Here is a 12,165-nt window from a genome sequence, read left to right on the forward strand (position 1 = left end):
ATGCGAGATTCGTTGCGAGCCCATGCCCGACGTCAGGACGGGCTGTTCACCCGCCAGCAGGCGCTCCGGTCCGGCTACACCCGGCGTGAGATCGACGCCGCCGTCCGTCCCGACGGTCCGTGGATCGCGGTCCGCACCGGCGTCTACTGCGAGAGGCTGCTGGTCGAGGACGCCGACCATCGGGCGCGCTGGATGCTCAAGGACCGGGCCGCGCTGCTCGTGGCGCGCCGCCAGGCGGTCCTGAGCCACGACTCGGCAGCGCGTTTCCTCGAGATCGACACGCTCGCGCCGGCGATCGCCGCCACCCACCTCACGCACACGGGGCCGCGCGGCAACCGCACCAACAGCGGCATCGTCCGGCACCGCGACCTCCTGCCGCTGTGCGTCGAGGTCGTGGACGGCCTGTTGGTGACGTCGTACGCCCGCACCGCCATCGACATCGGCCGGCTCCATGGCTTCCTGCCGGGGCTGGTCGCCGTCGACGCAGTCCGCGGGAAGGGCGTACCGCTCGCCGATCTGGTCGCAGAGCTCGCACGCATGGGCAACCACCCGCACATCGCGCGCGCCCGCGCGGCCGTCGCCGCCTCCGACGCGGGAGCCGAGAGCGTCCTGGAGACCCTCGGGCGCCAGCTGGTCCGCGAGCTCAACATCGGTGAGGTCGAGACGCAGTTCGCCGTACACCTGGCCGACGGGCGGGTCGTCTGGTGCGACATCCGGGTGGGACGCCACATCTTCGAGTGCCACGGCATGCTCAAGCTCGTCCCGGTCGAGCGGGGCGGCGTTGCGACCCAACCGGCCGACCAGGTGCTGTGGAAGGAGAAGGCGCGACAGGTCGCGATCAGCGCGGAGGGCTTCGGCGTCTCCAGCATCGTATGGGCGGACTGCTTCGGCCAGGCCCGCGACCGTGCGCTCGCCCGGCTCCGCAGGGAGTACGCCGTCACCGCAGCGCGTTTCGGCCGCGAGCTCCCGCCGCACCTGCGGCGATTCGCCGACGACCACCCCAGGCGGCGCGACGGCACCCTGTGGACGGCGGAGAGCCACGCCGCCTGACCGTGGCTCGGCACCGCTGGACCACCCTCGTCCCCGCTGGACACGTCGGATACGACGTGTTGAGCGGGGACGGATCCGCTTGAGCCGGGCAACCGCGGCACTACCGGTGGCGCATGGGGGCGGGGCGGACGGGCGGGGCGGCACGAGCGCAGCCGGGGGGCGGGGCACAGCCGGGGCGCGGCGGGGGCGGTCCTAGGGTTGCCCCCATGACCTCCGGACCCTTCGGCGGCGACCTGATGGCCGGTCCCCCGCCCACCCACCTCCCCGCCGACCCCGCCGACGCCGAGCTCGCGGGCGGCGACGCCCCGGCGGCCGTCGTACGCCGTCACCCGGCGTCACCGACCGCGTGGGCCGCCCTGGCCCAGCAGGCCCGCGACGCGGGCGCCGACGACGTCACGGTCTACGCCTACGCCCGCGTCGGCTACCACCGCTCGCTCGACCAGCTGCGCCGCAACGGCTGGAAGGGCCACGGCCCGGTGCCGTGGGAGCACGAGCCCAACCGCGGCTTCCTGCGCTCGCTCGCCCTCCTCGCCCTGGCCGCCCGTGCCATCGGCGAGACCGAGGAGTGGGATCGCTGCGCGACCTTCCTCCGCGACTCCAGCCCGACGGCGGCCGACGAGCTCCTCTGAGGGCGGGCTCGTGGCCGGCGTGGTCCTCGACCTCGACGGCACCCTGGTCGACTCCGAGCCGTCGTGGGCGCGCGGGTTCTCGATCGGCCTCTCGCAGGTCCTCGAGACGCGCGGCCACGGCAGCCACGACCTCCGCCCGGAGGACATGGCACGGTTCGAGGGCGGCCGGGTGCCCGACACCGTCGCCGCGATCCTGGCCGACCTCGCCCTCGACCCGGCGCTCGACGCCGCCGAGGCCCGGCAGGTCGTCCACGCGGTGATCGACTGGGTCTCCGCCGACTTCGCCGCCGACCCCGTCCCGATCCCGGAGGCCGTCGAGCTCGCCCACGCGCTCCACAGGCGCGGCGTCCGGCTCGCCGTGGCGTCGTCGTCGGCGCTGCCGTTCATCGACGCGGCCCTCGACGTGCTGGGGCTGGGGGACGCGATCCCGATCCGGACCTCGGCCATCGACCTCCCCCGGGGCAAGCCCGACCCGCTCGTCTACGTCCTCACGCTGCGCGAGATGGGGCTGCCGGCCTCCCGGGTGGTCGCCGTCGAGGACTCCGCGGTGGGCGTGCAGTCGGCGGTCCGCGCCGGGCTGCGGTGCGTGTGGTTCATGCCGGGCGCCCCGGAGGTCGAGCGCGACGACCGGATGCGCGCCCTGAGGGCCGAGGCGCGGGACGGCGCGTTCGCCGCCCAGGTCGACGCCCTCGTCATGCCGGTCGCCCACCTGAGTGCCGACGACGTCCTGCGGATGCTCGGGCCCGACGCCGGCTGAGCACGGAGCGCCAGGCGCGGCGGGCCATCGCCCGCCGGCGCGTCAGGCGTACGACGCTCCGGCGGGCGGACCCTCAGTGCCTCAGCGGCCGAGCGACGTGCCGGCGGAGCGCAGGTGCTCGCAGGCCTCGACGACACGCGCGGCCATCCCGGCCTCGGCGGCCTTGCCCCAGGCGCGCGGGTCGTAGGCCTTCTTGTTGCCGACCTCGCCGTCGACCTTGAGCACGCCGTCGTAGTTGGCGAACATGTGGCCCGCGACGGGGCGGGTGAAGGCGTACTGGGTGTCGGTGTCGACGTTCATCTTCACCACGCCGAAGTCGACGGCGTCGCTGATCTCCTGGGCGGTCGAGCCCGAGCCGCCGTGGAAGACGAGGTCGAAGGGGCGGGCGTCGGCGCCGAGGCCGAGCTCGGACGCAGCGGCCTCCTGCGCGGTCTTGAGGATCTCCGGGCGCAGCTTGACGTTGCCGGGCTTGTAGACGCCGTGCACGTTGCCGAAGGTCAGCGCGGTCAGGTAGCGACCCCGCTCGCCGGAGCCCAGGGCCTTCACCGTGGCGATGGCGTCCTCGGGCGTGGTGTAGAGCTGGTCGTTGATCTCGTTGGCGACGCCGTCCTCCTCGCCGCCGACGACGCCCACCTCGATCTCGAGGATGATGTGGGCCGCGGCGCACTTGGCGAGCAGCTCCTCGGCGATGCGGAGGTTCTCCTCCAGCGGCACCGCGGAGCCGTCCCACATGTGCGACTGGAACAGCGGCGCCTCGCCACGGGCGACGCGCTCGGCGGAGATGTCGAGCAGCGGGCGGACGAAGCCGTCGAGCTTGCCCTCGGGGCAGTGGTCGGTGTGCAGGGCGATGTTGACCGGGTAGTTCTTCGCGACCTCGGCGGCGTAGGCGGCGAACGCCACGGACCCGGTGACCATGTCCTTCACCGACGGGCCCGAGAGGTACTCGGCGCCACCGGTGGACACCTGGATGATGCCGTCGGAGCCGGCATCGGCGAAGCCCTTGAGCGCGGCGTTGAGGGTCTGGGAGGACGACACGTTGATGGCCGGGTAGGCGAAGGACCTCTCCTTCGCGGCATCCAGCATCTGGGCGTACACCTCGGGCGTGGCGATGGGCATCTGGAGATCTCCTCTGGAGCGGGTCAGGCAGGCGCTTCCAACCCTAGTGGCTACCCGCGAGTCCGATCCGGGGCCACCATTCGTCCCACGTGCCGACCGGCGGGTGGGCCATTCGGCTCCACCCTCACGGGGGCTGGTCGACACCCCTGGGGCCCGCCTAGGTTGAGACGTGGACCGGCTCGCAGCGGCGGGTCACCGCCACGCGGGTCTGCCGGGCACAACCGGCAATCCAGACCTTGGGAGGCGAGACGGGTCCGGGGTGTCGTGGGGACATCCCGGGCCCGGTCGGCGGCCTGGGGAGACGCGTACGCGACGTCGTCCGACGCTCACCCGCGCCAGGCGTCGGCGCCGGCGAGGTCGGCGTACTCGCGCACCCAGCTGTGCATCGCGATGGCCGCCGCAGCGCTGGCGTTGATCGAGCGGGTCGAGCCGAACTGGGCGATGGAGAACGTGCCGTCGCACACCTCCCGCGCCGCCTCGGACAGCCCCGGGCCCTCCTGTCCGAACAGGAAGCACACCCGGCGGGGCAGCTCCATCGTCTCGAGGTGGAGCGAGCCCGGCAGGTTGTCGATGCCGAGCAGCCGCACGGGCCCGCCCCGCTCGGCGGGGAGGGAGTGGAGGTAGGCCGCCAGGCTCTCCGCGTCCGGGTGGTGCCGGACGTGCTGGTAGCGGTCGGTGACCATCGCACCGCGCCGGTTCCAGCGACGGTTGCCGACGATGTGGACCTCGGCGGCGAGGAAGGCGTTGGCGGTGCGCACGATCGTGCCGATGTTGAAGTCGTGCTGCCAGTTCTCGATGGCGACGTGGAAGTCGTGGCGCCGCGTGTCGAGGTCGGCGACGATCGCCTCGAGGGTCCAGTAGCGGTAGCGGTCGACCACGTTGCGGCGATCGCCCTCACGCAGCAGGTCGGGGTCCCACTGCTCGCCCTCGGGCCACGGCCCCTCCCACGGGCCCACCCCCACCTCGGGCGGACCGTGCGGCATCGGGTCGTACGGCGCCCGCTCGAGCGCCCGGTCCTCGTCCTGCATGGCAGCACCCTAGGCAGCCTCGCCGAAGCCGGAGGTCGCGGACCCCGTCGCTAGGGTGGCGCGGGTGAGCGTGTTGTGGGACCTGCAGTCCATCCTGTCCTCGGGCGTCCAGCCGATGCTGCTCGGCATCGACTGGATGGACCCCAACTGGCTGCTCGACCGATTCGGCACCGCCTTGTTCTGGATCAGCCTGCTCATCGTCTTCGTCGAGTGCGGGCTGTTCTTCCCGATCCTGCCCGGCGACACGCTCCTGTTCGCACTGGGCCTGTTCATCGCGACCGGCCAGCTCGACCTGTTCCCGGGCGGCACGGCCGTCGAGCTGCTCATCGCGGTGCTCGCGCTGACCCTCGCCGCCTTCCTCGGCAACGTGGTGGGCTACGAGATCGGCCGCGCCATCGGTCCGCCGCTCTACGAGCGCGACGGGCGCATCATCAAGCGCAAGTACTTCGACCAGACGACCGCGTTCTTCGACCGCCACGGCAACAAGGCCCTCGTGATCGGCCGCTTCGTGCCCTTCGTGCGCACCTACATCACCGTGGTGGCCGGCGTGACGCGGATGGACCGGGGCCGCTTCTTCCTGTGGAGCCTCATCGGTGCGGTGCTGTGGGTCGTGTCGATCTGCCTGCTCGGCTTCTTCCTCGGCGACGCGTTCCCGGCGCTCGGGGAGAGCATCGACAAGCTGATCCTCGTGATCCTGGCGTTCTCGGTGATCCCGGTCGCCTACGAGTGGTGGCGCCACAAGCGCACCAACGCCCCCGGCGCCGAGATCGGCCCGCAGGACGGCGGCCCGGACCGCGACATCTCCGGCCGCGACCTCGACTGACCGCTCCCCCGGCGCCGGGATCGGCCGGCTGGGACGAACGGGCGCGGGCGGGCGGCGTCAGCCGCGGGCCGCGTCGAGGTCGGCGCGCGTCAGCACCGAGCGGACCTTGAGGTCGACGTCGGCCAGCGGGTTCTCCCCCACGGGCGAGCGGTCGATCGCGCAGACCACGACCTCCACGACCGCGCCGAGCTCGCGCAGCGCGCGGGTGGCGTCGCGGACCGCGCCGCCGGTGGTGATGACGTCCTCGATGATCGTCACGCGGCGACCGGCGATGTCCGGGCCCTCGGCGAGCTTCGCCGTGCCGTACTCCTTGGCCTGCTTGCGCACGAACAGCGCCGGCAGGCCGGTCCGCGCCGACACCATCGTGGCGATCGGGATGCCGCCGAGCTCGAGGCCACCGAGGAGCTCGGTGCCCTCCGGCAGCAGGTCGGCCACCCGCGCGGCCACCCGCTCGAGGAGGGCCGGCTGCGCCTCGAAGAGGTACTTGTCGAAGTAGGTGTCGGCCACCTGCCCCGAGCGGAGGGTGAACTGCCCGGTGAGGCGGCAGGCCGCGTCGATGTCGGCGGCGAGGGCGGCGTCGGGGGCGGCGTCGGGGGCGGCGTCGGGGGTCGCGTCCGGGTTCATGCGTCGCATCCTCGCAAAGGGTCGCCGCCACCGGTGCGCAGGCTCCCCCCCGGGGGTGTGGGGGGAGCCTGCGGGTCGTGGTGGACCGCGCTCACCGGCGGACGCGGAACACCTTCCGCACCGGCGTCGGGTCGGTGACCCCGGCCACGGTCACCCGGACCGAGAGCACGTGCTTGGTCCCGCGCGCCGAGGCCTTGAGCTTGCCGGTGCGCACCCGGTGGGTCTTCTTGCAGGACTTCCAGGCGCCCTTGTCGAGCCGGCACGAGTACCGCGCGCCGGCGTGGGGAGACGACAGCTTGAACGTCGCGACGCCTCCGCGACGCACCGTCCGGGTGCCTCTCACCTTGCCGGTCGTCGGGGCCACCTGCCAGGTCTGCGTGCCGGGGGTCGCGTCGACGTTGCCGTGGCGGTCGTAGGCGCGCACCTGCCAGGTGTAGGTGCCCGGGGTGAGACCGGCGTACCTCGTCGGAGAGGTGCAGTCACGCCAGTCGTGGGCCTGGGACGGGCCGGTCAGCATGCACTGGCTCCTGCCCTCCGGACTGCCGAAGCCGAAGGACGCGTCGGAGCCGTCGATGGTGCCGGCCGAGAACGACGTCTCGGGCGGCGTCGCGTCCAGCAGCCAGGTGTGCTGGGCTCCCCTGCGGTCGTACTCGCCGTGCAGGTCGATGGCACGCACCGTGAACTCGTACTGGGCGTCGGCGAGGCCCGAGTAGACGACGGGCGAGCTGCACGGCTCGTAGTAGTCGGAGCCCCGGTTGTTGGTCCGGAGACGGCACTCGAAGGTGCCGGGCTCGGAGGAGGCGAAGGTGAAGACGGCGTCGCGAGAGGTCGTCCGCGCCGTGGTGGCCAGCGTGGTCACCGGGTGGACGTCGTCGACGCCGATGTTGAACTGGCGTGAGGCCGGGGTGGGGTCGACACCCCCCGCGCCCACGGCCCGAACGCGGAACAGGTAGTCCCCCACCTCGAGCGAGGCGTACTGGATGCTCCCGGGGTAGGTGCACGCCGTCCACGAGGCCGGCTCGGTCGGTGCGGTCAGGCTGCACTCGAAGGTCGCCGCAGGGTCGGAGGAGGTGAAGCTGAAGTCCGCCAGGTGGGCCGTGTGGGACCACGTGTAGATCACGAGCGTGGTCTCGGGCGGGCCGGCGGCGCTCGCCGGGGGCGCGGCGAGCACGCTGCCGGCGAGCGCGGCCGACGCGGTCATGGCCAGCACGGCCTTCACGGTGCTGCGGACGGTCATGGGTCCTCCTGCGGTCGTGGACGGGACGGGTGGGGTGGCGCCGCGACGGGGCGGTGCGGTCGTGCTGTCGTGCGCGGCGCTCACCGCACTCGCCTCGCGGACGACTTCGCGGAGGCCGCCTTGAGGCCGGGGCCCCTGACGGTCACCTTGATCGCGATCCGGGTCCCCCGGTCACGTCGCACCACCCGGTAGGTCTTCTTGGTCGCCCCCTTGATCACCCTGCCGTTGCGGAGCCAGGAGTAGCGGACCTTCGTGGGCCGGGGCGACCAGGTGCCGGCGGTGGCCGTGAGCTTCCTGCCCACCCGGGCCTTGCCCTGGAGCACGGGCTTCGCCTTCAGCCGGAACGATCTCGCCGCGCCCTCCGAGGGCGGCGGCGGGGGCGGCGTCTGGGGCGGCGTCGTGGTCGGCAGCGGAGCCGGGCTGATCGGGGCCGGTGACCACGAGGGCTGCGAGCCGGGACCGATGAGGCTCAGGCCGCTCTCCTCGCACGTGGCCGCGGGCGTCACCACCCAGATCCCCTCGGTGGCGCCGACGGCGAACGCGGCCCCGTCGGGGGACCAGCTCGGGTCGTGGAGCCCGGCGTCGGTGGGGCTCGCGCCGGGCGCGCCCGAGCACCGGGGCGTCGGGTCCGGGAGCGTGGCGACGGCGCTGGTGCGCGGGTCTCCGGTGACGGCGTACCAGATCATCTCGGTCGTGTCGCCGTAGCCACGGATGGCCGCCAGGCGCGTGCCGTCGCGGCTGAGCGAGGCGTCGCCGAGGTCGGTGCTCGACGAGAAGATGTCACCGTCGTCGAACCAGTGCTGGCTGCCGCCGGCCTGGTCCTGCAGCTTGACCTGGGACCCGTAGCCGCCATGGACCATGAGTCGGCTGTTGCTGACCCACGACGGCTCCCGCTCGTACGACGTCATCTCCGGGCCGGTGAGCCCGGTGGCGGCCGTCACCCCGGTCACCGTGCGGGCACCGCAGGAGACGCCGATCGGGCAGGTGTAGCTGGCCATCGTGTAGGCGATCCTGGTGCCGTCGGGGGAGATCGCGACGTCGACCGGGGGCCCGTCGACCGGCGCGCCCACCGAGTTGAGCATGGCGGGCGGGTCGATGCGGTTGAGGACCACGCCGTTCTGCTCCAGGCGCAGGATCTCGTTGCCCTTGCCGGCGGCGATGACGCCCCCGTCGGACATCGTCGGCGACGTGTAGGGGTGGTCGGCGGTGCCGTCCCGGGTGACCTGGTGCAGGCCGGTGCCGTCGGCGCGGACGAGCCAGACGTTGGCGTCACGGACGAAGGCGATGGTGCCGCCCGGTGCCGCGGCGTTCGCGGCCGGCAGCGAGGCGAGCGGCAGGGTGAGGGTCCCCGCCGCCAGGATCAGTGGGGCGGCCACGGCCGCCGATCGGATGCGCATGTGTCTCCTCGGGTCTGGTCGACCCATCCCACCCGCGCGGCCGCGCACGCACATCAGCCCACGGGCGCGACCACCTCCTCCGCGAGGATGAGCGCGGCTCAGGCCGGACGCGGCAGGCGCGCGAGGCGACGCTGCCAGGCGGCGATCGCGGCGGGCGTCGACCCCGCACCGAGCACGGTGCGCGCGCCGGCGAGCCGTCGGTCGGCCGAGCGACGCGACAGGTGGAGCCGGGCGGCCGCCGTGCCCAGCGACTCGCCGGCGGCCAGCAGGGCGAGCAGCGCGTGCTGGTCCTGGCTGAGCACCGCGCCCACCGCGACCCGGTGGTCGAGGTGTCCGAGGCGACGCAGGTCGTCGCACAGCCGGTCGACGACCGACCGCTCGGCGGTCGCGTCGACGAGCAGGCCCCGGCCGGCCACCGCGCTGAGCACGGCGTCGACCGCGGCGGCCTCGTCGGCGACGGCCAGCTCGTGCACGGTGCCCGCGCGTGGCTCGGCGGAGACCGACCAGCCCAGCGCCAGCAGCTCGCCGCGCGCGTCCTCGACGGCGGCCGGACCGGCCTCGACGACGACCAGCGGCCTCACGCCGAGCCGGCCAGGATCGCGACGAGGTGGCTCCGGTTGTCGGCGCCGAGCTTCCTCCGGGCGCTGGCGAGGTGGGTCTGGACGGTGCGGTGGGCCAGCGCGAGGCGGGTCGCGATCTCGCGGTCGGTCAGTCCCTCGACGACGAGGTCGACGACCTCCTGCTCGCGGGCGCTCAGCAGGGCACCGTCCGCGGTGCGGCGGGCCGCCCGGTGGACGCCCATGGCACGCAGCGACCTCTCGCACCGGGCGACCAACGGCGCCAGCGCATCGGTCCGGGCGGCGGCGAGGACGACCCGCAGCTCGGCCTCGGCCGCGCCGGTGTCGCCGCCCAGTCGCGCGGCCTCCGCCGCCGCCCAGCGACACATGCCGACCGCGACGCGCCGCTGGCCGTGCAGCTCGGCGGCCCTGTCGAAGTGGCGGCGGGCGACGTCGTGCTGCTCGGAGCGGAGCGCCTCGATCCCGTCGAGCTCGGGCACCGTCCCGGCGAACAGGCCGCCTGCCAGCGACTCGGGGCGCGGCGGAGGGCGGATCCCGGCGTCGTACGCCGCCCACGCGACGGCCGGAGCCGCGTCGGTGATGGCGTAGGTGTCGTTGCCGTCGGCCGCGATGAACGGCTCCCACTCGGCGACGGCCCGCTCGGGCTGACCACCCAGCGCGAAGGCGTGGAGGCGGACGGCGTGGTGGTTGGACAGGTGGCTGACCCGGTCCTCGAGCGCCGCGGCGTTGGCGAGCGCCGCCTCGGTGAGCCCCAGCGCGGCCTGGGCGAACCCGATGGTGGAGATGACGTCGTAGCGATCGCCCGGCGCCAGTGCCTCGGCGAGCATCCTGGAGCCCTCCTCGACCACGGCCGCCAGGTCTCCGCGGTAGAGGGTGACGATCAGGCCCGTCACCGCCGAGTTGTGCGCCTTCTTGAGCAGCCGCAGCTCGTGGGCCCGCCGCTGGTGGCGCTCGACCTGCCTGAGGGCCTCGTCGAGGTCGCCGGCGGCGGTCAGCGAGATCGTGTAGTTGAGCAGGATGCTCAGCTCGCGGTAGGCGTCGCCCTCGGCACGGGCCTCGACCACCGACTCCTCGAAGAGCTCGCGCCATCCCGGCTCCTCGAGGTCGGCCAGCGCGGCCGCCGCCATGCCCTTGGCCCCGGTGGCGCTGGTGCCGGACCGCGCGGCGAGGTCGATCGCCTCGCGCGCCAGCGCGAGGGCGGTGCGCGCGTCGTTGTCCATGATCAGCGCCGCCGCGGCCTCCCGGTTGCGCAGCTGCGCCTCCTCCCGCGACCCGGGCCGGGCCAGGGCGCGACCGGCGGCGATCTCGACGGGGTAGCGGTCCCAGTCGCCGATCTGGAACGCCTGGGTCGCCCGGGCGAGGGCGAGCGCGGCGCCGTGGGGGCCGGCGACGTCGAGGCCCTCGAGGAGCCGACCGGCACGCTCCGGCTCGGCGGCCGTGCAGGCGGCCTCCGCGGCGCGGATCCGCAGCTCGGTCGCGTCGTCGCCGTCGGCGGACTCGGCGGCGGTGACGAGGTGGCGCCACCTCTCCCCGGGCGTGGCCGACTGCTCGACCGCGCTCAGGGCGGCCGCGTGGGCCGCCTCCCTGTCCCCGGCCGCGAGCAGGTGGTGGGCGACGTCGCCGGGGTGGTCGCTCAGTCCCGCCAGCGTGCGGTGGACCCGCACCCGTCGCTCCGGCGACACCATCTCGCCGATGACCTCGCCGATCAGGGCGTGCCGGATCCGGGCGTCGCCGTCGGCGTCGAGGACGACCAGGCCGGAGTCGAGCAGGCCCGACACGTCCGGCAGGTCGGTGGCCGGCAGCGGCCGCCCGCCCAGGGCCAGCATCGCGACCCCCTCCAGCTGCGCCTCCGGCAGGTCACGGCACCGGGCCAGCAGCGCGAGCTCCAGGCTGGCCGTCCCCCCGTCCACGCCGAGCTCCTCGATGAACAGCGGGTTGCCGCCGCTGCGGTCCACCAGCTCGTCGACCTCGGCGTCGGTGAGGCCGCCGCGGACGGCCGCGACCAGAGCCCGGGCGGCGTCGCGTCCCAGCGGCTCGAGGTCGAGCCGGGCGGCGCCCGCCTTCTCCAGCTGCGTCACGACGTCGGCGGCCGCCGGGTCGCCGCGTCGCACGGTGACGACGAGCCGGACCCGGCCGACCAGCTGCACCACCGCGTCCAGCGACGCGGGGTCGGCCCACTGGGCGTCCTCGACGACCAGCACCGAGGTCCCGACGGCCGCCTCGACCGCCGCCGCGACGTAGCCGGGGTCTCCGGTCCAGGTGTCGTCGGGCAGCTCGGGGAACGCCCGGCGCAGGGGCAGGAACGGGAGCCACGACAAGGTCCCGAGCGCCCCGCCGACGCGGTGGGCCGTGCCCGCGAGGGCACGTGCGGTGAGTGCCGTCTTCCCCACCCCGGCCTCGCCGTGGACGAGCAGGGCTCCCTCGGGTCCACCGAGCAGCTCGTCGAACGCCGCCAGCTCGGTTGCTCTCCCCAGGAGCTCCCTCATGGCCAGCAGGCTAGCGACGAGCCGCGCCGGACGTGGCGCAATTGCACGATGTGCGGACCCACCCGCCCGGGTGAGGGTGGTGCCGACACACCGAGGGGGACTCCATGACCATCACTGCCGTCGACCACCGCCGCGAGGCGCCGCCCGGCTGGAGCGCGCTGCTCTCGCCGCGCGAGACCGAGGTCCTGCGCCTGGTCGCGCAGGGCCGGACCAACGCCGAGATCGCCGCCGACCTGTTCATCTCCGTCCCGACGGTCAAGACGCACGTGGCCCAGCTGCTGCGCAAGATCCGTGCGCGCGACCGCGTCGCGCTCGTGGTGGAGGCCTACGCGACGGGCTTCGCGACCGCGCCCGCCGCGCCGGCCGCCCGGCCGCGACCGCGGTGCGCGGCGCGCCGCAGCCACGCCCCGCGCCGCTGACGCACGCCGGTCCCGCCCGGC

At 74.3% G+C, this 12,165-nt stretch carries 12 protein-coding genes; 5 read left to right on the plus strand and 7 right to left on the minus strand.

Annotated features, from left to right (window positions below; all coding sequences use genetic code 11):
• The 3 genes from AC4H2S_RS01265 (at window position 1) to AC4H2S_RS01275 (ending at window position 2,436) form a co-directional block, all read left to right on the plus strand.
• Entirely contained in the window at window positions 1-1,050 is a 1,050-nt protein-coding gene (locus AC4H2S_RS01265; RefSeq protein ID WP_491495139.1) for a hypothetical protein, read from the plus strand.
• A gap of 206 nt (window positions 1,051-1,256) precedes the next feature.
• Window positions 1,257-1,679 (plus strand): DUF3151 domain-containing protein, encoded by a 423-nt coding sequence (locus AC4H2S_RS01270; protein WP_491495140.1) that lies wholly within the window; start codon window positions 1,257-1,259, stop codon window positions 1,677-1,679.
• A 10-nt stretch (window positions 1,680-1,689) separates the two neighbouring features.
• Window positions 1,690-2,436 (plus strand): HAD family hydrolase, encoded by a 747-nt coding sequence (locus AC4H2S_RS01275; protein ID WP_491495141.1) that lies wholly within the window; start codon window positions 1,690-1,692, stop codon window positions 2,434-2,436.
• A gap of 81 nt (window positions 2,437-2,517) precedes the next feature.
• On the opposite strand, the gene fbaA is transcribed toward AC4H2S_RS01275, so the two are convergent.
• Complete coding sequence (fbaA, locus tag AC4H2S_RS01280; RefSeq protein WP_491495142.1) at window positions 2,518-3,552, minus strand: class II fructose-bisphosphate aldolase; 1,035 nt, start codon at window positions 3,550-3,552, stop codon at window positions 2,518-2,520.
• Between the two features lie 326 nt (window positions 3,553-3,878).
• Window positions 3,879-4,535, minus strand: coding sequence for a TrmH family RNA methyltransferase (locus AC4H2S_RS01285; RefSeq protein WP_491495836.1), 657 nt, complete (start codon window positions 4,533-4,535; stop codon window positions 3,879-3,881).
• Between the two features lie 109 nt (window positions 4,536-4,644).
• On the opposite strand from AC4H2S_RS01285, the gene AC4H2S_RS01290 reads away from it, so the two are divergent.
• Entirely contained in the window at window positions 4,645-5,403 is a 759-nt protein-coding gene (locus AC4H2S_RS01290; RefSeq protein WP_491495143.1) for a DedA family protein, read from the plus strand.
• Window positions 5,404-5,460: 57 nt separating this feature from the next.
• On the opposite strand, the gene pyrE is transcribed toward AC4H2S_RS01290, so the two are convergent.
• From pyrE to AC4H2S_RS01315, 5 genes are all read right to left on the minus strand, one after another.
• Window positions 5,461-6,027 carry an orotate phosphoribosyltransferase gene (gene pyrE / locus AC4H2S_RS01295; RefSeq protein WP_491495144.1) on the minus strand — a complete coding sequence of 189 codons (567 nt, stop codon included), beginning with the start codon at window positions 6,025-6,027 and terminating at the stop codon, window positions 5,461-5,463.
• A 91-nt stretch (window positions 6,028-6,118) separates the two neighbouring features.
• Window positions 6,119-7,264 (minus strand): hypothetical protein, encoded by a 1,146-nt coding sequence (locus AC4H2S_RS01300; protein WP_491495145.1) that lies wholly within the window; start codon window positions 7,262-7,264, stop codon window positions 6,119-6,121.
• Between the two features lie 80 nt (window positions 7,265-7,344).
• On the minus strand, window positions 7,345-8,661 hold the full coding sequence (locus AC4H2S_RS01305; protein ID WP_491495146.1) for a TolB-like translocation protein: 1,317 nt from the start codon (window positions 8,659-8,661) through the stop codon (window positions 7,345-7,347).
• Between the two features lie 98 nt (window positions 8,662-8,759).
• A complete protein-coding gene (locus AC4H2S_RS01310; protein WP_491495147.1) occupies window positions 8,760-9,242 on the minus strand; it encodes a hypothetical protein in 483 nt (160 codons plus the stop codon).
• On the minus strand, window positions 9,239-11,725 hold the full coding sequence (locus AC4H2S_RS01315; RefSeq protein WP_491495148.1) for a LuxR C-terminal-related transcriptional regulator: 2,487 nt from the start codon (window positions 11,723-11,725) through the stop codon (window positions 9,239-9,241). Before AC4H2S_RS01315 ends, AC4H2S_RS01310 begins: the two co-directional genes overlap by 4 nt.
• Window positions 11,726-11,829: 104 nt before the next feature.
• Here AC4H2S_RS01315 and AC4H2S_RS01320 point away from each other — a divergent pair, with 104 nt between their 5' ends.
• A complete protein-coding gene (locus AC4H2S_RS01320; protein ID WP_491495149.1) occupies window positions 11,830-12,144 on the plus strand; it encodes a response regulator transcription factor in 315 nt (104 codons plus the stop codon).
• Window positions 12,145-12,165: the final 21 nt, after the last annotated feature.

Source organism: Nocardioides sp. Z13_37 (assembly GCF_058355585.1).